Annotated in this window: 22 protein-coding genes and 3 pseudogenes; 13 read left to right on the top strand and 12 right to left on the bottom strand. The window is 63.0% G+C overall.

The features are described from left to right. Positions 1-240 (top strand): annotated as a pseudogene (locus N1032_RS18875) (carbonic anhydrase); the annotation flags it as partial. 78 nt (positions 241-318) lie between these two features. Here N1032_RS18875 and N1032_RS18870 read toward each other — a convergent pair. Further along, entirely contained in the window at positions 319-525 is a 207-nt protein-coding gene (locus N1032_RS18870) for a cold-shock protein (protein ID WP_259540956.1), read from the bottom strand. Positions 526-721: 196 nt separating this feature from the next. Between N1032_RS18870 and N1032_RS18865 the strand changes: the two genes are divergently transcribed. The 3 genes from N1032_RS18865 (at position 722) to N1032_RS18855 (ending at position 2,935) form a co-directional block, all read left to right on the top strand. Then, positions 722-2,146 carry an amino acid permease gene (locus N1032_RS18865; protein ID WP_259540954.1) on the top strand — a complete coding sequence of 475 codons (1,425 nt, stop codon included), beginning with the start codon at positions 722-724 and terminating at the stop codon, positions 2,144-2,146. Then, entirely contained in the window at positions 2,143-2,511 is a 369-nt protein-coding gene (locus N1032_RS18860; RefSeq protein ID WP_259540953.1) for a pyrophosphohydrolase domain-containing protein, read from the top strand. The genes N1032_RS18865 and N1032_RS18860 overlap by 4 nt, the downstream gene beginning before the upstream one ends. 97 nt (positions 2,512-2,608) lie before the next feature. After that, complete coding sequence (locus tag N1032_RS18855; protein WP_259540950.1) at positions 2,609-2,935, top strand: hypothetical protein; 327 nt, start codon at positions 2,609-2,611, stop codon at positions 2,933-2,935. Between the two features lie 49 nt (positions 2,936-2,984). Here N1032_RS18855 and N1032_RS18850 read toward each other — a convergent pair whose 3' ends face one another. After that, positions 2,985-3,413 (bottom strand): hypothetical protein, encoded by a 429-nt coding sequence (locus N1032_RS18850; RefSeq protein ID WP_259540948.1) that lies wholly within the window; start codon positions 3,411-3,413, stop codon positions 2,985-2,987. A gap of 269 nt (positions 3,414-3,682) precedes the next feature. Between N1032_RS18850 and N1032_RS18845 the strand changes: the two genes are divergently transcribed. The 3 genes and pseudogenes from N1032_RS18845 to N1032_RS18835 form a co-directional block, all read left to right on the top strand. Further along, a complete protein-coding gene (locus N1032_RS18845) occupies positions 3,683-3,931 on the top strand; it encodes a dodecin (RefSeq protein WP_259540946.1) in 249 nt (82 codons plus the stop codon). Then, on the top strand, positions 3,928-4,158 hold the full coding sequence (locus N1032_RS18840) for a hypothetical protein (RefSeq protein ID WP_259540944.1): 231 nt from the start codon (positions 3,928-3,930) through the stop codon (positions 4,156-4,158). The genes N1032_RS18845 and N1032_RS18840 overlap by 4 nt, the downstream gene beginning before the upstream one ends. Before the next feature lie 468 nt (positions 4,159-4,626). Then, positions 4,627-4,926 (top strand): annotated as a pseudogene (locus N1032_RS18835) (transposase); the annotation flags it as partial. Positions 4,927-5,125: 199 nt separating this feature from the next. Here N1032_RS18835 and N1032_RS18830 read toward each other — a convergent pair. The 3 genes from N1032_RS18830 to N1032_RS18820 form a co-directional block, all read right to left on the bottom strand. Further along, positions 5,126-5,332: a hypothetical protein gene (locus tag N1032_RS18830; protein ID WP_259540943.1), complete on the bottom strand. Its 207-nt coding sequence runs from the start codon at positions 5,330-5,332 to the stop codon at positions 5,126-5,128. A gap of 11 nt (positions 5,333-5,343) precedes the next feature. Further along, on the bottom strand, positions 5,344-5,889 hold the full coding sequence (locus N1032_RS18825) for a hypothetical protein (protein ID WP_259540941.1): 546 nt from the start codon (positions 5,887-5,889) through the stop codon (positions 5,344-5,346). 640 nt (positions 5,890-6,529) lie between these two features. Beyond that, complete coding sequence (locus N1032_RS18820) at positions 6,530-7,543, bottom strand: PDDEXK nuclease domain-containing protein (protein ID WP_259540939.1); 1,014 nt, start codon at positions 7,541-7,543, stop codon at positions 6,530-6,532. 250 nt (positions 7,544-7,793) lie between these two features. Between N1032_RS18820 and N1032_RS18815 the strand changes: the two are divergent. Together N1032_RS18815 and N1032_RS18810 are read left to right on the top strand one after the other, a co-directional pair. Next, positions 7,794-8,221, top strand: a pseudogene (locus N1032_RS18815) (LexA family protein). Between the two features lie 6 nt (positions 8,222-8,227). Beyond that, positions 8,228-8,908 (top strand): Y-family DNA polymerase, encoded by a 681-nt coding sequence (locus N1032_RS18810; protein ID WP_259540931.1) that lies wholly within the window; start codon positions 8,228-8,230, stop codon positions 8,906-8,908. Here the strand turns inward: N1032_RS18810 and nrdH are convergent. Next, on the bottom strand, positions 8,875-9,111 hold the full coding sequence (gene nrdH / locus N1032_RS18805) for a glutaredoxin-like protein NrdH (protein WP_259540929.1): 237 nt from the start codon (positions 9,109-9,111) through the stop codon (positions 8,875-8,877). The two genes, N1032_RS18810 and nrdH, sit on opposite strands and share 34 nt — an antisense overlap. A gap of 701 nt (positions 9,112-9,812) precedes the next feature. On the opposite strand from nrdH, the gene N1032_RS18800 reads away from it, so the two are divergent. Beyond that, complete coding sequence (locus N1032_RS18800) at positions 9,813-10,769, top strand: ParA family protein (RefSeq protein WP_259540921.1); 957 nt, start codon at positions 9,813-9,815, stop codon at positions 10,767-10,769. Continuing rightward, positions 10,762-11,298 (top strand): hypothetical protein, encoded by a 537-nt coding sequence (locus N1032_RS18795; protein WP_259540918.1) that lies wholly within the window; start codon positions 10,762-10,764, stop codon positions 11,296-11,298. Before N1032_RS18800 ends, N1032_RS18795 begins: the two co-directional genes overlap by 8 nt. Before the next feature lie 83 nt (positions 11,299-11,381). On the opposite strand, the gene N1032_RS18790 is transcribed toward N1032_RS18795, so the two are convergent. From N1032_RS18790 to N1032_RS18765, 6 genes are all read right to left on the bottom strand, one after another. Continuing rightward, positions 11,382-12,293: an ArdC-like ssDNA-binding domain-containing protein gene (locus tag N1032_RS18790; RefSeq protein WP_259540917.1), complete on the bottom strand. Its 912-nt coding sequence runs from the start codon at positions 12,291-12,293 to the stop codon at positions 11,382-11,384. Positions 12,294-12,661: 368 nt separating this feature from the next. Further along, positions 12,662-13,111 (bottom strand): hypothetical protein, encoded by a 450-nt coding sequence (locus N1032_RS18785; protein ID WP_259540909.1) that lies wholly within the window; start codon positions 13,109-13,111, stop codon positions 12,662-12,664. Positions 13,112-13,177: 66 nt separating this feature from the next. Further along, entirely contained in the window at positions 13,178-13,615 is a 438-nt protein-coding gene (locus tag N1032_RS18780; RefSeq protein WP_259540907.1) for a DUF3846 domain-containing protein, read from the bottom strand. A gap of 11 nt (positions 13,616-13,626) precedes the next feature. After that, positions 13,627-13,842 (bottom strand): hypothetical protein, encoded by a 216-nt coding sequence (locus N1032_RS18775; RefSeq protein WP_259540905.1) that lies wholly within the window; start codon positions 13,840-13,842, stop codon positions 13,627-13,629. Between the two features lie 17 nt (positions 13,843-13,859). Then, a complete protein-coding gene (locus N1032_RS18770; protein ID WP_259540903.1) occupies positions 13,860-14,099 on the bottom strand; it encodes a hypothetical protein in 240 nt (79 codons plus the stop codon). A gap of 338 nt (positions 14,100-14,437) precedes the next feature. Beyond that, entirely contained in the window at positions 14,438-15,871 is a 1,434-nt protein-coding gene (locus tag N1032_RS18765) for a ParB/RepB/Spo0J family partition protein (protein ID WP_259540901.1), read from the bottom strand. Between the two features lie 366 nt (positions 15,872-16,237). Between N1032_RS18765 and N1032_RS18760 the strand changes: the two genes are divergently transcribed. Both N1032_RS18760 and N1032_RS18755 read left to right on the top strand, forming a co-directional pair. Beyond that, on the top strand, positions 16,238-16,429 hold the full coding sequence (locus tag N1032_RS18760; protein WP_259540890.1) for a hypothetical protein: 192 nt from the start codon (positions 16,238-16,240) through the stop codon (positions 16,427-16,429). Beyond that, positions 16,426-17,349 (top strand): replication protein RepA, encoded by a 924-nt coding sequence (locus N1032_RS18755; protein ID WP_259540888.1) that lies wholly within the window; start codon positions 16,426-16,428, stop codon positions 17,347-17,349. Before N1032_RS18760 ends, N1032_RS18755 begins: the two co-directional genes overlap by 4 nt. Positions 17,350-18,060: the final 711 nt, after the last annotated feature.

The raw sequence follows: 18,060 nt of genomic DNA, 5'->3' as shown, positions 1-18,060 counted from the left end.
CTCATCCACCACACCGACTGCGGCATGCTCACCTTCACCGACGACGGCTTCAAAGACAGCATCATCGCCGAAACCGGAATCCGCCCGGCCTGGGCTGCCGAAGCGTTCCCGGATGAAGCAGCCGACATCACACAGTCGATCAACCGCATCACCGCCAGCCCGTTCATCCCGATCAAGGACTCAGTCCGCGGCTTCGTATTCGACGTCGCCACCGGCCGGCTCAACGAAGTTACGGAGTAGTCGGCTGGGACGGCGCCGTCCAAGTGGGGCTTGGGGTGTCAGCGGCCTTTTCCAGGTATCGGGCCGCTCCACCCGTGCTCAGCTGATGGGGAACACATTGGCCGCTTGTGGGCCTTTCTGTCCGGCCTCGATGTCGAACTCGACGCGCTGGTTCTCTTCGAGGTTCCGATACCCGGAGCCGGAGATCTGGCTGAAGTGCACAAACACGTCGGCGCCGCCGTCATCGGGTGAGATGAATCCGAAACCCTTCTCACTGTTGAACCACTTCACCGTTCCTGCAGTCATTGCTATTCCCGTCCGTCAATCTGCACCTTTTATCGGAAGCGTATCCAACACCGCGCCTGAGTTTGTTGGCGCGTCGAAGGGGTCGACACAAGCCGACACAGACAGCGCCGTCGGTACCCGCCTGCCCGGTACCGATGCTTGAATCGTGCGAGCAGAGCGTTAGGTGCGCTTGCGGTTGATCGGGGGGTCTGGGGTCGTGACCGATGGGAAGGTGGATCGCTTCGCGGCGGAACAGGACGGGTACCGGGCTTCGCTCAAGCCGCGTCAGGTTCAGATGATCGCGATTGGCGGAGCGATCGGCAGCGGCCTCTTCCTCGGCGCCGGCGGACAGCTGGCATCCGCAGGACCTGCTCTCGTGTTTGTATACGCCCTCTGCGGCCTGTTCGCATTCTTCATCCTGCGCGCCCTCGGCGAACTCGTGCTGCACCGCCCCTCGTCGGGATCATTCGTGTCCTACGCGCGCGAGTTCCTCGGTGAGAAGTACGCCTTCGCTGCCGGCTGGATGTATTTCCTCACCTGGGCCACGGGTTCTATCGTCGACGTCACCGCCATTGCGCTCTATCTCCACTACTGGTCGGCGTTCACCGTAGTGCCGCAGTGGGCGCTGGCTCTGGTCGCACTCGTGGTGGTGCTGGGTGTGAATCTCCTCGCCGTGAAAGTATTCGGTGAATTGGAATTCTGGTTCGCTTTGGTGAAGGTTTCGGCGCTCGTGATCTTCCTTGTGATCGGTGTTATATTCCTCTCCGCCGGGTGGCCGGTCACAGTCGACGGCGACCAGATCTCCACCGGCCTCACAATGATCGCCACCCACGGCGGCCTCCTCCCGAACGGTATCCTCCCGCTGGTCGTGGTGGGCCAGGGTGTGATTTTCGCGTACGCGGCGATCGAGATGGTCGGCACTGCCTCCGGGGAGATGGCCGACCCGCAGAAGCAGATTCCCCGCGCGATCAATACGGTCATCATCCGCATCGCCGTGTTCTATGTCGGATCGATCGCCCTGCTGGCGTTGTTGCTGCCGTCGACTGCGTACTCGGCGTCGGAGAGCCCGTTCGTGACGTTCTTCTCCAGCATCGGCTCCCCCGAAGCGGGAGCGATCGCCGGGTCCTTGATGAACTTCGTTGTGCTCACCGCCGCACTGTCGAGCCTCAACGCGGGCCTCTACTCCACCGGCCGCATTCTGAAGTCGATGTCATTCAACGGCGCCGCCCCACGATTCGTGGGGAGAATGAGTCGCAGCGGGGTGCCTTACGGGGGCATCCTCCTTACTGCGACCTTCACACTGGTGGGTGTGGGCCTTAACGCGATCGTGCCGCAGCAGGCGTTCGAGATCGTGCTGAACATCGCCGCTCTCGGCGTAATCGCTGCGTGGGCCACAATTCTGTTGGCGCACTGGGCGCTCTACCGTCGATGGAAAGCAGGACTGCTCGAACGGACACAGTTCCGGCTCTGGGGTGCCCCGGTCACCAACATCATCACGCTCGCGTTCCTGGCGGCCGTGCTGGTGCTGATTGTGTTCGACTATCCGGTCGGCACGTACACAATCGGTCTGCTGATCGTGGTGGTACCGGCGATCGTTGTCGGCTGGTATCTCACCCGCCGGCGCATCCGCGCCCTCCCATGAGCGCCGACATCGAAGGCATCAGCGCTGACGTCGAAGGGGTCTCGGGCGGCTATGCCGAGAAGTTCGGCATCGAACGAACCGACGCCTGGTTCATGCTCAAACTCCAGGAAGAGGTCGGCGAGCTCACCCAGGCGTTCATCGACCTCAAAGGGATGGGCCGCGACCGCGGCCGTACCGCCCAGGAGAACAGAAATGCGTTTGCTCAGGAATGCGCCGACGTTCTCGCCCACATCCTCCTCCTGGCCCGCCACGAAGGAATCGACCTCACCGCGGCAATCGATCAGAAATGGCTCCGCTGGGCGCGTGCGACGACGGCGGACGAAGCGACCGCTCCCGCAGACACGTTCGAGGCTGACCTGGGTTGATGTCGCCGTGTGACAGCGCCCTTGTCGAAACCGGAGCAGCGCGCCTAGGCTCAACCACCAATCAAGCAGACCAGTTGACAAGGGAAGGGGGTTTCGGATGCAGCAGCGTTTCGAAACCTCACCCGGTGATCGCAACCGCACCGATGAGCACGCGCTGCCCGTCTACCAAGATGGCCACGATCTGCATCCGATCATCCGTCACGCCGCTCTCGCCACCCCATCCGACTGGGTCGACGCGATCGTGGTTTCGTCATCAGAAGACGGCACCATCGAACTGTCCCCGATGGACAACGCACGCACCGTCCGCTGCTGGCACCACGCCGACCTCAGCAACATGGTGCCGACCGGCACCCCCGTCGCCCTCCACAACATCTACCCGGTGCTGGCCGTCGGCGACGAGATCCTGAGCATCCGCGCCCTCTGAACGCACGAACGCCCCCGCCGAAGCGGAGGCGTTCGTACCCACGGGCTTGTTACATGGAGGCCATCATGGGCTTCATCGAAGCCATCATCGCCTCGCACGCGTCGGCGCAGTTCATGCACACCTGAGCGCACATCGTCGCTGCGTCGTTCATACCCATCGCCGAGCAGTCCTCCGCGCACGCACGGCACATCGCGACGGTCGCCTCAAGCATGCTCATCATCGCCATCATGCCCATCTGAGTGGTCGGCATCGGGCGCATCATCATCCGCATCATGGTGTTGCACATCTCGGCGCAGCTCATGCACATCGTGACGACGGGCATGCCTCCCATCGCCATCGAACCCGCGCACATCGCGCACGCCTGCTCGGCCGCCGAGCAGGCCTCGATACACTTCTGCATCATCATCATGTCCATGCCCGCCATCGGGCCCTCCATCTTCTCAGAGAGCATCGACATCATCTGGGTCGTCTCATTCATCGGTCTTCCTACCTCTCTTCGGCGCGAGAGGCGGGATTGCCTCGTCAAGTGCGTGCCGTAATAATTCGTAATGCTAGCGGAAGCAGCCCACCCGAATCGACCGAGGAACAGGCAACACGCAGCTCGGTCATAGCGCGCGAGGACGAGGCCGAACCCAAGCCGCTCGATGGGTCGAATCAGGGTGCGTCGATGTTCGTAACCTGACCCCATAGCGGCGGCCACGACCGTACCGTCAATTGCAACAAGACATCTTTGCGGGGGGACGCACTATGGCTGATCACACCTACCGGGTCACCGAGATCGTGGGCACATCGCCCGACGGAACCGACGCGGCGATCCGTAACGGCATCGAACGCGCATCAGCGACCATCCGGAGCATCGACTGGTTCGAAGTTACCGGCACACGCGGCGACATCGAGAACGGCACGGTGGCCCACTTCCAAGTCACCCTGAAAGTCGGCTTCCGCCTCGAAGACCCCGCGACCCAGACAATGACTGCGGAACAATCGCGATCATGAGTATTCTCACAGTCGACTGGACTCGCGAACTCGTCCTCCGACGCCGCGAGGTCAATCGCCGCATCGACCTCTTAGCAGGGACCAACCCCATGGTGGCAGCGCAGCACCGTCTCGGACTCATCACTATCACCCAGGCATTCGATACCGGCGCCCTCACCGCGAACGGGTTCGATACCGAACTCACCCGCCTTGAGCGTCGGCTCAACCACGACGCTGTCCCCGCATGAGCCGAGTAGCGCAGATCATCGCTACCGCAGCTCGTCAGGTCACGCGCTGGTACACAATCAGCACACCTGCATACGATTCCTCCGTGACCAACACTTCTCAACCGTCCGACGGTGAGCACACGGGCTCGCCCGGCTGGGTGGACGATGTTCTTGCTCGATTCCTCTCCGCTGACCCACGATCAATCATCTGGTAACACACACGCCAATACCCCCACGCTCCACCACTCCGGGGAGCATCCTGTTCTTCGGCACTCAAACACTGATGATCCGTGGAACTATCGGTGGCGGACTAACGCTGAAGGCTTAGCCCGGCTAGCCATGTCTCGTAAAGCCGCCACATGCTGGAATCTACTCGGCCCGGCTAACGAGACGTACAGATGGGACTGTCTGAATAACGGTGTGTGAGGTCCGGCCTAATCCGAAAGGAGATGGCCCGTGGCTGACACGACCGAAGTAATGGGCAACGCGATGATTGATCCCGTGACGGGAGAGATCATCGATCAGAAGGACCTCGCGGAGCGGTTGCTCGCGCAGACCAAGGAACAGGCCGTGAGCATGGTAGGCCCCGGAGGGCTGCTGAACCAGCTCTCGAAGAGCGTGCTCGAGACGGCGCTGAACGCTGAGCTGACGGAGCATCTCGGCCACGACCACGGCGGGACGCCGATGACCGCGAACATGCGCAACGGGACGCGGGTCAAAGCGATGTTGACCGGGATCGGTCCGGTGCAGATCGAGGTCCCCAGGGATCGGGATGGGTCGTTCGACCCCACCGGCGGCGGCAGGGCACGCTGGGTGATCAGGTGAAAGCCAGCACTCAACGCGTTCGCGATCACCTTCGCCGGACGGTTCGAAAGAACCACCTACTGATGAAAACCGCCGGACCTCACACACCGTTATTCAGACAGTCCCTCCTGATGCGATGTGTGCTGCCGCGCGCGCGGCGCTTTCCCTCAATGCTGGGCCAGCGTCAGGTGTGGGGGATGTTGCCAATCGCTCCGGTGGGTCCGGGCAGGATGTTCTTCTGTGCGTCGAGCCAGATCTGGTGTCTGCGGAGTGCGCTGCCGACTGCGGATCGGATGACCCAGTATGAGGCGAAAAGGATGATCGCGACGGGGATGGCGTAGGCGAGGATCGCGATGAGTATTCCGGAGGGGTTGAAGCCGTTGGAGATCATGGGTGGGCCTTTCAGTTGGTGGTGAGTTGTCCGTTGGTGAATCCGACGTCGATGTGGAGGTGGGTGCAGGTGTCGTCGAACTGAGTGAAGTGCGTCGTCTCGATCGTGGTGCCGGCTTCGGCCCGGCATTCGATTTGGCCGACGCGGGCTCCGTTGGGCATGACGGGGTCGAGTGCGCTGATGAGGCGGATGGAGTTCCCGTCGGCGCCGGTGAGGGATTGCCCATTGAGTCGGTAGAAGTCGACGGCGAGCCCGCCGCCGTTGAAGTAGTGCGATGACGCGGTGCCGGCGCCTTCGATCTGGCCGGTGCATTTCCGGTTGATGTCGGAGACCCCGACCTGGTCGAAGAGCTGGAGGGCAAGCACGAGCACTTGGAGGATGCGCACGTCGACGTCGCAGTCGGGCACGTTCTGGCCTTGGGCGATCCACCGGATTTCTTTGATGTGGTCGGGGGTGGAGCCGATGAGGCGTCCTTGGTCGGCGGCGTCGACGAGCTGCTGCGCGAGCTGCACCGCGTCCCCACCGATCGCGCAGGCTCCCGCTCCCCCGGTCGACACGATCCCCTGATCGCGGTCGCGGGCGCGTAGAAGGGTGTGTAGTAGTTCGGGTCGGCGTTGATCTGCACGGCGTGCGCGGCGAGGGTGGGTTCCATCGTCTGCCATCCGGGCACGCCCATGAGGCGGGTGAAGAACGCGGTCGCGGCTTTGAATGGGTCCATCCGGTCGGCGAGCGGCCCGTAGCCGCGTTCCTGCTGCTGGAAGAGCCCGACGGAGTCAGCGGCGGTGCCGCGGAAGGAGAGCATAGGCCGGGCGTCCGTATGCGTGCGTTGGAGGCAATCTCAAGCAATTACGCGATTAAGAAAATTTGACCGTAACCCTAGGCCTAGGGTTACGGTTTCGCCTGAGGTAGCGTGGCTCTCTTCGCATCGTCGGAGTCCCCGTTAGAGAGAACCCGTGAAGCAATACGACGCTGTCGTGTTCCAGGATCGCACCTGGTGGATGGTCGAAATTCCCGAGCTCGGCATAATCTCTCGAGCTATCTCCCGATCCGAAGTGCCCACTCAAGCCCGCGATCTCATCACTGTGTGGCTCGATGTCTCTGAGACGCATGTCTTGCCACCACGCATCCGATGGTCGTCGCCACGGCACTTCGACTGAGCCCGCACAGACGTCCTTTTGTCAGCGGTTGTATTTCGACTCAGTCGCCTCGTAGTGCAGCGGCGAGGTCGTTCTCGGAAGGAAGAGCTGCTTGCATGGCAGGCGGAAGCATGTCGTAGCTGGCGACGCCGATGGGATTCTGCTGCGACCCGAGGGCGTAGCGAACCACGGCGTCGTTTTTGTTGGTGACGAGGAGGAGCCCGACGGTTTCGGCGTGCTGCGGGCGGCGTAGCTTTTCGTCGACGAGTGCGACGTAGAAACCGAGTTGACCGAGGAATTCGGGTTTGAATCGGCCGGTTTTGAGTTCGATGACGACGTAGCGGAGCTGCTCGACGTGGAAGAACAGGAGGTCGACGAAGAAGTCGTCTCCGTCGACGTCGAAGTGGACTTGTTTGCCGACGAACGCGAACCCTTCCCCGAGTTCCCGGAGCGTTTCGATGATGCGGTCGACGAGGGCCTGCTCGAGCTCGCGCTCTTTGGCGTCGCCGTCGACGGCGAGGAAGTCGAGAACGTATGGGTCTTTGGTGATCTGTTGGGCTAGGTCGGAGTCGGCTGGGTCGAGGACTCGGTCGAAGTTTGACGGTGCTGCCTCGAAGCGGGTGTGAGCGCTGGTCCGAATGTGGTGTTCGAGGACGTTCCGGGACCACCCGTGGGCGAGCGCGTTGGCCGCGTACCAGTCCCGCAACGTTTGGTCGCTGATCCGGTCGAGAAGGACGGTGATGTGACCCCAGGGCAATTGCGCAACAGCTTGCTGCGCAATTACGGCATCGGGCCAGGCACCGGCGAATGTGCGCATGTAGGTCAGGTTCCGGGGCGAGAATCCTTTCATCTCGGGGAAGGACGCCCGGAGGTCGGTGGCGAGCCGGCTGATGACTTTGGCTCCCCATCCTTCTGCTTCTTGGCGATCCGCGATCGTGTGCCCAATGCGCCAGTACAGCGCCACGAGTTCGGTGTTCACTCGACGCTGCGCGGTGAACCTGGCCGCACGAACTTGTTGTTTGAGTTCGGCGAGAGTGGACTCGTAAGAGGACGGCACCGGGGTGTTCTCGGACATGATCCCCCAGTCTGACTTATCCGCCGGCAGTGTTGCCCTTGGCGCGTCCCTGTCTCGCCTATCCGACTCAGGGAGGTGAGCCGCTCCCACCGGCATCGCCATATGTGTAATCACGCAACAGGCTGTTGCGCGATTGCGATGTCCCGCCTCGTCCCGCCGAAGAGCTGCCGAGCAGTAGCCGTCTGGGTGTTCGAATGTCACTGCGGTCACACATACTTGCCTATCGGTTCTTTGTTCGTGTGGAGGTGTGATGCTCGCGCTTCATCCTCAACCCATCGCCCCGGAGGTCGTGGCCGTCCTGCTGGCGGCTCCAACTGCCGTGGCGTGCGGGTTCCCCTCCCCCGCCCAGGACTACTACGACGGCCCGATTGATCTGACCAGCATGCTGGTTGAGGATCAGGCGGCGACTTTCATCGTTCGAGCGGCCGGGCATTCCATGACAGGCGCCGGGATTAGCGATGGTGACGAGCTACTGGTCGATCGCTCGAAGAGGCCGCGGCACGGGGACATCATCGTGGCCATTGTCGACGGCGAACTTACGGTGAAGCGGCTCGAGCTCACCGTAGACGGTGTGGTGCTTCGCTCTGGGAACTCCGAGCACCCCGACATCGTCGTCTCCGAACTGTCCGATTGCAGGTGTGGGGCGTCGCGACCTCCTGCCTTCATCACCTTCGGTAGGCGGCGTTGCTCGCTCACGTCGACGTCAACTCCGCCTACGCGTCGTTCGAACGAGTCTTCAATCCATCTCTCGATGGACGCCCACTCGTCGTCCTCAGCAACAACGACGGCATGGTCGTCGCGGCATCGAGAGAGGCGAAAGCTATCGGCCTCGATCCCGGAAAGCCCTGGTTCGAGTTGAGTCCTCATGCGCAGCGACTGGGTGTGGCGGCGGTGTCGAGCAACTACGAGCTGTACGGCGATATGAGCCGGCGAGTGATGGATGTGCTGGAACGGTTCACCCATGAGCTTGACGTGTACTCAATCGACGAGGCTTTCCTGACTGTCGATCGTCGTGCCGCCGCCGATCCCGACGAGATGACTCGTCTCGGCAGAGAGATTAAGGACACTCTCCGGCGTTTGCTGGGCGTTCCGGTTTGCGTGGGGATCGCTCCGAACCGCACCTTGGCGAAGCTGGCTAATCGGACAGCGAAGAAGCTTCCGGTCTTCGACGGGGTGTGCGTGTGGACGGCAATTCGCCCGGATTGGCGACGGCAGCTGATGGAAGCACTGCCGGTGTCAGAAGTGTGGGGCATCGCGAGCCGGCTTGAGCTGAGGCTTCTCGGGTACGGGGTGCGGTCGATTTGGGATCTGGCCACGGCGGGGGGTCGGTTTCAGGTCAGCTTGTCGATGAGGTCGGGACGGTAGCCGGACCAGTGATTGTGGTCGTCGACGATGACCACGGGGGCTTGAACGTAGCCGAGGTCGTCGCTGACGTATTCGAGAGCTGCACTGTTCACGGTCAGGTCGACTTCCTGGTATTCGACGCCTTTGCCGTCGAGGTGCCGTTTGGTGGCGGTGCATTGGACGCATGCGGGTTTGGAGTAGACCGTCACGGGTGTCTCGCTCATGGGTTTCCACCTTTCTCCTTGGATCGCTTCTTTGGTCGCTTGGCTGGGTGAGATCGAGGGTGAGCGGGTGCGGAGGTCGCGCCGGGTCGTGGAATACCGGATCGGGCGAAGCCGGTGAGGATATGCCGCGAAAGCACGGCGCGACCGCCGTGGAGCGAGCTACGATCGGTCAGGCAGGCGGCCGACGGACGATGCAAGAGGGGTGCGAGCCGCCCCGGCTTTGTACTGGCACTCCCCCGTGGCCGTACATATGTTCGATGTTGGGTCAAACGCTCAGATCAGACCAATCGGTGAGTGCGACGTTGACGGGCGTTTTTCGCCACCACTCCCCCGGCCTTTGATGGCCGTCAGGACGGATTTGACCGCCAGCCTGGGACTGCCACCCATCCGGCCTCGTGTTTGTCGATTCTGAGCCAATTCCGCGTCAGAATGCGGGCAGGTTCTCGTACTACGGCGTTCACAATAATGCTGGTATTTATGGTTTTGTTGGTGTTACTTGTTTCGATTGCATACCTTGGTTTTCAAGTAATGCCGTAATCACTTGCATTGTTGACGTGAATTCCCAACCAAGCGGCGGGCATCACCAGGTCTATGAATGGAAAGCACCGAACTTGCAATACCCGTATTGCAAGTATTCCTTGCTAACCTGGGTTCACCCGAATAACCAGCATTACATGCATTACTTGTTTTAGGAGACTGTTGTGGCCAACTTTGACCGGAGCGTTCTGCAGCGCACCGTTGCCGTCATCAACAACAAGGGTGGTGTCGGTAAGACGACCTTGACCACGAACGTCGGGGGGCTACTCGCGGCGTCGGGATGGCGGGTTCTGATCGTGGATCTCGACCACCAGGGCAATGCCGGTCTGGATCTGGGTTATCGGAACACGGAGAAGGATGACGACGGCGCGAACCTTTTGAAGGCGCTGATCATGAATGAGGAGCTGCACCCGGTCGAAGTGCGACCGAATTTAGATGTCGTGGTCGGGGGCAGTCTGCTTGAGAACGCGAATGGGCCGCAGCCTGCGTCGGCGTCGAAGAGGGGAGATGCCCGCCTGTCGGTCGCGCGGGCGTTGGAGCCTATTGCGGGCGATTACGACATCATCTTGCTGGATTGCCCACCGAGCAGTGATGTGATTCAGTCCGCGGCGGTCGCGGCGGCCCGCTACGTGCTTGTGCCGGTGAAGACGGACCGGGCGAGCTTGGAGGGACTCGCGCTAACGGCGAACCGTCTGAGCGCCATCTACCAGCTAAACCCGGACATTGACCTGCTCGGTATTGTTCTGTTCTCGTCGACGACATCGGCGGTAAAAGTGCGCGAGGAGTTCGTGAACCAGATCGTCGAGGTCCTGGTCAGCGATGACGCGGGTCCTGATGAGCGGGTGGCGGCAAAGAAGTCAATCTTCGACAATTTCGTTCGTAATGCCGAGGCAGTGGCGAACTCGGCTCGGAACAAGGGTGTTCTCGTCCACGAGTTGGATGAGCAGGTACGGAAGGCCGACAAGTGGTGGGTGTCGCTTCGTAAGGGAGAGCCGGCGAAGCGGGTGGGTCCTGCGTCCTCGAAGAGTGTCGCCGATGATCTGCAAGCCATCACGCAGGAGCTGGTGGCGCGGTTGACGGAACTTGAGGCTGAGGCGGAAGTGGAGGAAGCGAATGTCTGATGAAGCATCGCGCTTTGTTGGCGCTCCGCCGCCTCCCCCGCGAAAGGCGCGTGGTCTGACGCGGGCTAGCCGGCCCGCGGTCGCCGCGGAAATCGAGCCCGAAACCACGCCGTCGGCCGAGCCGTTGCCGGTAGTCGAGCAGCCGAACAACGAACGGTCCGGGCAGGTCGCGGTCGCTGAGGCGCCGGTGGCTCAACCAGCCTCGGCCGCTCCGACTGCACCTGTCGTCGTTCCGCCAGTCGCTTCGCAGCAGTCGGCTTTGGTGCAGCAACCGTCGGGGGAGGGGTTCGACGTTCCGGAGGCGCGCCGGCACAGGATCAAGGTGACGTTCGAGCTCGATTCGGATTTGAGGATGCGAGCTCGCACGATGTTCAAGCGGACGGGGGAGAGCGAGGGGGACTTGTCGTTCGGGGGCATGATTGCGACGCTCATTGAGAACGAGTGCCTGCGGCGTGAGCGCGTGTATAACGGCGGTCGGCCTTTCGAGGGAATGGACAGCAACCTTCGTCCCGGCCGCCCGTTGAACTGACTGTGAAGATGCAGCGCCGCCTTTGGCGGCTCCGCTGGGCCGCACCCACCGGAGCCAGTGTGCTGAGTCCGGTGGGTGCGGGGTTAGTCGAGTTGTGCCTGCTCGGGGTCGTCGGTGAGTGCGTCCGCGAGGGTGTGGGCTGCGCGGAGTACTCGGGTGGCGGTGGTTCGGATGGTGTCGGCGTCGCAGTTGCTCCATCCGGCGACGTAGCCGATGCTGTATCCGCTGGTGTCGAGGCCCATCAGTCCGGCGACGATGTAGGCGACGCTTTCGGCTTCGGTCTCCTTGATGCCGCGGTGCTCGATGTACTCGCCCGGTTCTTCGTCGGTGTGCAGCAGCACGTGTCCGGCCTCGTGGAGGACGGTCTTGGCGGCTTGAGCGGGGGAGAGGTCGGCGTCGACGACGACGCGCATGCTTCCGTCTCGGGTGGTGTATCCGTTGACCTCGCCGGGGATGGGTTCGCGGGTCACGGTCCAGCCGATTGACGTTAGGTAGTCGGCCGCGGGGGCGTAGATGCCTGTCAAGTCATCGCCGGTGAGGCGCTGTCCCAGCTCGCCGGGGTCGGGCTGCGTGGGGTCGATCAGGTCAGTCTGCGCCCGGTCGAACACCGACAAGATGGGGAAGTAGGTCATGGTCTTCTCGCCGTTTTCGCCCGGCTCGACCTTCTCGCCGTCGCCTGCGTCTTCGCAGGTGAGCTTCTTCTGCCGGAACCCGAAGATGCGGATGCCGCGCTCTCCTTTGCGCACCTGGCGGCCGAGTTGCTGCCACTTCCGGAACCCCGCAACATAAGTCGCTGTCGGGCACTGGGTGAGGATCAACACAAGGTTGTTGAACGAATAGTTATGAAACGCCTGAGCGAACGTCAGAAACCGCTCCCACTCGCCAGTATCGCGCAGCTTCTCGACCTCGGTGACAATTGATGCCTGCAGTTCTTCGGCCTGGGCGCGGCGCTCCTCGGGGGACTTGTTGGGCCGGGTGTTCGTGACCTTGCGCATATGCTCTCTCCTCTCAACCATCCCTCACGTTCTTCTGCCGTGAAGGCGGTTTACCGCCGCCAGGGAGAGACGGCCGGAGTGCCAGTGACCGTGGAATACCGGACTGAGCGCAGCGAGGGAGGATATGCCGCGAAAGCACTGGCGCGCAGGCTGGCCGACCGCACACTGCCGAAGGCTTCACGGCACAAGAACGGTCACCCGCGGGTGCCTGACAGTCGGCCGGCTCGCCGGCCGTCCGATTGCGGGTGCGGGCTCCGTCCCGTGCCGGCCGCTCTAGTCGCGAGCCGCGGACGCTAAATTGCCACTGGCCGACCGCGGGAGAGAGGGCGCGGGCAACCGATGGCAACAGCGTGGGGGAGTGGTTGGGGTCAGTCGCTCACCTCGCAATCGAGGCAGATCGGTGCAAGCACGGTGCCTCCGATCCGGTGGGACATGCCGGTGGAGGGGCAGAACCTGTTCCTGGTGCGCTTCTGCACCTGGACCTCGACCTCCCACGCCTCGTCTTGGGTCAGTTCGCCCGCGTGCTCGTGTGCGGGGTCCGCGCGCAGATCCCATTCGACCCGCTCCCAGGCGAGCACGATCAGGTAGGCGTGCGCTGCCTCGTCGCCGTAGTCCTCGAACTCCCCGGCGCCGGGCTTACCGTAACCGGTGCCCCGCTCGGGCAGATAGCAGGAGTCGGTGACGTACCGGTAGGTGGTGGCCTGGTCGGGGAGGTCGCTGGCCAGCATCCACTCCTCGCGAATGCACTGCGCTTGGATGAAATCGACAGCGGCCGCGACCTTCGGCGGGAGCGGGATGGTTGGCGGTTCGGTACTCATGGTGCTCTCCTTGGACTGGTGGTGTGCGGGTGGGGGGGTGCGGGGGCGGCCCCGCACCCGGGCGGGTCAGAGCGACCGGAGCATGGCGATGATCGGCAGGAATGCCGGGTGCACTCTCAGTGTGGCCACCACGGCGTCGACGACCTCGGGGGAGGGTGTCTGCTCGATCGCGTCGGTAACGACCTTGGCCTGCGCGTCGCTGAGTCCCGTTGTGTCGCCGTCGTCATCGGCGGTCAGCGCCAGCGCCGAGCCGAAGAGGGCGGCGGGGTGGCCGAGCGCGTGGGCGATGATCGTCAGCGGCAGGTTGAACGGCGCCCCGTTGATCGCGCCCTCGTCGTCTACGTAAAGGTCGATGCCGTCTCGGCAGCGCACGACGTCGAAGTTCCGGGCGTCGATCGCCTGCTGGATCGCCCGCCATGTCAGCTCGGCGGGCACGGTGACCTGCTGCAGTTGGTCGGCACCGATCAGGATGCCGCGATAGGTGTTCGTATTGGTGACGGTCATGGTGTGTCTCCTCAGTGATCGAAAGTGGTGGGTTCGGTGACGGTGAATCCGACGATCAGGCCGGAGCGCATCAGGTCGAGCTCCTCGACGGTCGACCACACGGCGTCGTGCTCCTCGAAGGGAATGACGCCCTTCTCCCAGCCCTCGCCGTGCTGCTTGTCGAGCCATTTCGAGGCCAGCTCGATCTCGTCGGCGGCGGTGATGGTGTCCCCTGCGGGGGTGGTCATAATCAGCACGGCGTCTCTTAGTTCTCGGGGAGGGTGAATCCGCGGGTGCCCTCGAAGTAGACGCGGGCCTTCGCGTTGGTCTTGATCGCCTCCCACGCCTCGGGGGACACGACGTAGGCTGGGTCACCGTCGGCGTCAATGAACGTCACGCAGGTCCGCGCGTCGAGAACGGCTCCGGTGACGGGGCAGGTAATCACCCGCCCGACGAGATAGGCGACCATCTGGCCACGGACGATGTTTTCAAGGGTTGTGCTCATGGGTTCTCTCTCCCTCAACCGATCTTTTTGCCTGTCTGGCAAGCGGATCGATTGAGAGTGGACGGCCCGTAGTGCGCATTAATCCGGGGGAAATAAGCCCGTCAGGGCGCGTCCGGATTGGTGGGCACGGAGGGCTGGGAGCGAACTATCGTGAAGTGGCCAGACAGACGGAAAAATGCTCGAACAGCACAGTGCCGCGCAGCGGCTCCAATCCCGAATAGGCCTGGCGCCGGCCGCGCCGGTGTTCCGCTGTCGGAAAGAGGTTCCGGCCTCCGTGCCGGGGCCGGGGGAGTGGACCCGGCGTGACAGCAGTGGGGAACTGCCACGCCGGGGGCTTGCTACTCCTCGAACTGGTCTGCGTCGTCGCCGGTGTCGTCCTGCTCGGCCGCGGGAGCCTCGGTCATAACGTCGACGCGCGCGCCAGCCACGACGATCTTCTCCACGTCACTCAGGGTGTAACCCCAGGTTTCGAGCTGGGTGAAGTAGTGGCCGTCGCGGGAGCCGGGGGAGCGCCACGTCATCTTGCTCGTGTTCGACTCGATCCCACCGAGCACCACAGCCAGCGTCACGTTCCGTGCCTTTGCGGGGGTCGTGGTCACGATTCCCGCCAGCTTGTCGCGGTCATAGTACCCGCCGCGCTCGACGCCCATCAGCTCGTGGGCGAGGGCGTTCCCGTCGCGCGAGGCGGAGCCGACCGTCAGACCGTGGACGGTGAGACCCTGGGCGATGAACTGTGCCGCATCCTTCGGCAGGGTCTTGCGGGACAGGAACGACGCCAGCCACTCCCGGCGCACGACCTCGGCGCTAGCCCATGCCTCGTTGTTGGCGATCAGAGTTTTGCGCTCGGTTTTTTGCTCGTCGGTCATCGGGCCGCTGGTCGCTCCGTTTCCGCTCGACTTCCGGAACCCTGCTGCTTTCGGGTCGGCGATGTAGAACGTCGCGCGGACCTGACCGCCGAAGTAGGTCCCGACGCAGACGGCGCGACCCTCGGCGGTATCGATCTGCTTCTGGGTGAGGCTTTCACCGTCTGCGCTCACGAGGTTGCGTACCAGGGTGTAGTCCGTTTCGTAGTGGCCGCGCTCCCGATCGAGCACCGTGTATCCACGTGCGGCGTATTCGGCTTCGACTGCGGCTTTTTCCTCGGCCCGAGCTTTCTCATCGCGTGCCCGCTGGGCGGTGTGGGCGAACTGGCCGGGGTCGGTGGTCGCGGTCTCGATCAGGTCGGCCACGGTGTCGTCGTCGCCCTCGAACTCGATCAGCGTTGCCGCCTGGTCGAGGGTCAGCGAGTGCGACACGATGGCGGACGCGGCGGCGTCGTTTTCCGCCACGGCGATTCCGGCCTTCACGGTTGCGGGCTTGGTGTTGAGCCGTTTGGCGATCACGGTCGGCGTCAATCCCTCGAAGGCGAGCTGCTGGTAGGCGGCCACCCGGTCGGCGTCGGTGACGGCCTCGCGGTGCTCGTTCTCGGCCATCTGCTGAACGATGCGATCTACGGTCTTTTCGTCGGCCGCGACGATGTAGGCGGGGATACTGGCCAGCCCGACCTCACGGGCCGCGAGGGTGCGGCGCTGACCGGCTCGCACGATCACGTTGCCGTGCTCGTCGCGGCGGGCGAGGATCGGTGTCAGCACACCGTTCTGCTTGATGCTGGCCAGGAAATCGGCGGGCAGTTTCGCGTCGGTACGCACGTTCGCCTCGACGACGATCCGGTTCGGGTCGATGTGCTCCACGGTGCCCTGCTGGGTGGCGACGGTGGCGTTGGTGGTGGTCATTGGGTTCTCTCCCTCAACTGATTTTCTGCCTGTCTGGCAAGCGCAGCGATGGAGAGCGGACTGGCCGGAGTGCCGGGTCGTGGAATACCGGAGCGCAGCGAGGATATGCCGCGAAAGCCCGGAACGCCGGCCAGGGAGCGAACTATCGTGGAGTGGCCAGACAGACGGAAAATTCGGGTCGGCATCTGCCGCGTCGCGGCTCCGCTGGCTGGCGAAGCCAGCACCGAGACTCGTAACAGCCCTGAGTCGTCCGGGGCAGAGGCTTTGGGCGGTATTCGACGCGCCGGAGGTGAATCCGAGGGGCCTCCGTTGGGAGCGTCAGGATTGATAGCACGCTAGCGAGCTATCTAGCGCTGTGGAGGAATGATGACGACGATCGACAGCAAGCCCCCAAGAAAGCGTGATGTCGCAGTCCAGCTGAACACCCGTGTGTCGCTTGAGAACCGCGAGTTGCTGGACGAGGTGGCGGCTCGCGAGGGGATCAGCTTGCGTGCTGCGGTTGAGACGGCCATCCGGTCCACGTGGGGGAGTGGAGATCAGAAGGCTGATCCGTCGTGAGCGCTGTCGAACCGTCGGTGCCACGAATTCCGAGGGATCGCCTCAAGGCGTTGACCTTCGCCGCGGCTCAGGAACAGGACGACAGCAACCCGCTCGTTGGCTATAGCGCGCGGGTGTGGGCGCAGGTGTCGTTGCCCTACCGCGACCCGGGAGATGTGCCTTTCTGGACTCGGAAGAACGGCGATGTCGAGCTGACAATGCGCCCTGCCCTTCTGTCGAACGCAGACGGCACGAAGTACGAGGGGTTCGCGTACGGGCTACTGCCGCGGCATGCGCTCACCTGGATTGCAACAGAAGCGGTCCGCACACAGGCCCCGGTGCTGCAGTTGGGCTCAAGCATGAACACTTTTATGCAGAAGATCGGCTTGGCCAAGGGCGGGCGGGACGCGAAGCGACTCACCGAGCAGCTCCAGCGGTTGTTTGGCTCGCAGCTGTTCGTGCGCGGCCTGGCGATGAACGAAAACGGCCGCGGTGAAGTGACGAAATACTTCCAGATCGCGGACACTGTGCAGTTGTGGTTCTCCAAGGAGGTCGGCGATGAGAACAAGGGGTTGTGGTCATCGTCGGTGACGTTGTCCGAGTCGTTCTACCGGTCGATCGTCGATGCTCCGGTGCCGGTGCATCTGGAGGCGATGCGTGCTCTGGGCTCGTCGCCGATGAGGCTCGATATTTACCTGTGGGCGACGTACCGGGTGTTCACGTTGACGAGGCCGGCGAAGATTCGGTGGACGGAGTTGAACGATCAGTTCGGGGGGCAGTACGGGTCGATCCGTCAGTTCAAGGCGGCGTTCATCAAGAATCTTCACGAAGTCAGGCTGGTGTATCCGGAGCTGAATGTTGAGGTGACGCCGGAGTTCTTGGTGCTGCGGCCGTCGCGCCCGCATATCCCGCCGACGAAGCGTCGGGTCGAGCTTCTCTAACCGCCGAGCTGGTTTCTGACTGACAAGCCGGCGTCACCAAGTACCCATGGTGTGGGGCGTCACTAATTGCCCACGGGTGCCTGTCACTAATTACCCACGGGGCGCGTCAGGGCGAAGTGGCCTGGGGTTCGCCGTGACGGGTCCAGGCGTTTGTGGACGACCGCGGGACCTACGGTGGGGCGTTCGTGGCCTTTCATCTTCGGCCTGCTCAAGTCCGAGTCGTGTGATTGAACGCCCATCCGCTGTGTGGTCGCCTCGAGAAATGAAATCTCCTACCGGCGGAACTATCTGCAGAACTACAGGGGCCAAGCGATGCGTGCCCGAGATCGCCGTCATTGCAAGGATCGAAGGCGATGGGTTTGAAACTGGTTGTCATGAGATACCCACGCCGGCGTCGTCAGATACCCACGGGGACGTCACAGAAGACCCACGTCTGTCACCAAGTACCCATGGACTTCGCGGGGGACTTTGGTGACGCAGGTATGTAGCAGGCGCAGAGAGCCGGGACGTCACCGGATACCCACGATTCAGCGCAGATGGGCGTCACCAAATACCCATCAATCGTTGCTATCGAACCTGCTGAGCACTGTGATCGACAGTGTCATCAGATGCCCACAGCGGATATCGTGCGGCTCGAGGGATGCGATTCGAGCAAGCATGGGTATTTGGTGACGGTATGTTCCGCGTCATTGGACGGCCAGAACTACCGCC

The organism is Herbiconiux daphne, assembly GCF_024979295.1.
In the GTDB taxonomy this organism is placed as follows: domain Bacteria; phylum Actinomycetota; class Actinomycetes; order Actinomycetales; family Microbacteriaceae; genus Herbiconiux; species Herbiconiux daphnes.
Note: the sequence above shows the minus strand (reverse complement) of the source record. Positions and strands in the feature narration are given on the sequence as shown.

What these genes read in the sequence shown, in the direction of transcription:
- N1032_RS18870 (WP_259540956.1), bottom strand. Translation starts at nt 525, where the DNA reads ATGACTGCAGGAACGGTGAAGTGGTTCAACAGTGAGAAGGGTTTCGGA.
- N1032_RS18860 (WP_259540953.1), top strand. Translation starts at nt 2,143, where the DNA reads ATGAGCGCCGACATCGAAGGCATCAGCGCTGACGTCGAAGGGGTCTCG.
- N1032_RS18855 (WP_259540950.1), top strand. Translation starts at nt 2,609, where the DNA reads ATGCAGCAGCGTTTCGAAACCTCACCCGGTGATCGCAACCGCACCGAT.
- N1032_RS18850 (WP_259540948.1), bottom strand. Translation starts at nt 3,413, where the DNA reads ATGAATGAGACGACCCAGATGATGTCGATGCTCTCTGAGAAGATGGAG.
- N1032_RS18845 (WP_259540946.1), top strand. Translation starts at nt 3,683, where the DNA reads ATGGCTGATCACACCTACCGGGTCACCGAGATCGTGGGCACATCGCCC.
- N1032_RS18840 (WP_259540944.1), top strand. Translation starts at nt 3,928, where the DNA reads ATGAGTATTCTCACAGTCGACTGGACTCGCGAACTCGTCCTCCGACGC.
- N1032_RS18830 (WP_259540943.1), bottom strand. Translation starts at nt 5,332, where the DNA reads ATGATCTCCAACGGCTTCAACCCCTCCGGAATACTCATCGCGATCCTC.
- N1032_RS18820 (WP_259540939.1), bottom strand. Translation starts at nt 7,543, where the DNA reads ATGTCCGAGAACACCCCGGTGCCGTCCTCTTACGAGTCCACTCTCGCC.
- nrdH (WP_259540929.1), bottom strand. Translation starts at nt 9,111, where the DNA reads ATGAGCGAGACACCCGTGACGGTCTACTCCAAACCCGCATGCGTCCAA.
- N1032_RS18795 (WP_259540918.1), top strand. Translation starts at nt 10,762, where the DNA reads ATGTCTGATGAAGCATCGCGCTTTGTTGGCGCTCCGCCGCCTCCCCCG.
- N1032_RS18790 (WP_259540917.1), bottom strand. Translation starts at nt 12,293, where the DNA reads ATGCGCAAGGTCACGAACACCCGGCCCAACAAGTCCCCCGAGGAGCGC.
- N1032_RS18785 (WP_259540909.1), bottom strand. Translation starts at nt 13,111, where the DNA reads ATGAGTACCGAACCGCCAACCATCCCGCTCCCGCCGAAGGTCGCGGCC.
- N1032_RS18780 (WP_259540907.1), bottom strand. Translation starts at nt 13,615, where the DNA reads ATGACCGTCACCAATACGAACACCTATCGCGGCATCCTGATCGGTGCC.
- N1032_RS18775 (WP_259540905.1), bottom strand. Translation starts at nt 13,842, where the DNA reads ATGACCACCCCCGCAGGGGACACCATCACCGCCGCCGACGAGATCGAG.
- N1032_RS18770 (WP_259540903.1), bottom strand. Translation starts at nt 14,099, where the DNA reads ATGAGCACAACCCTTGAAAACATCGTCCGTGGCCAGATGGTCGCCTAT.
- N1032_RS18765 (WP_259540901.1), bottom strand. Translation starts at nt 15,871, where the DNA reads ATGACCACCACCAACGCCACCGTCGCCACCCAGCAGGGCACCGTGGAG.
- N1032_RS18760 (WP_259540890.1), top strand. Translation starts at nt 16,238, where the DNA reads ATGACGACGATCGACAGCAAGCCCCCAAGAAAGCGTGATGTCGCAGTC.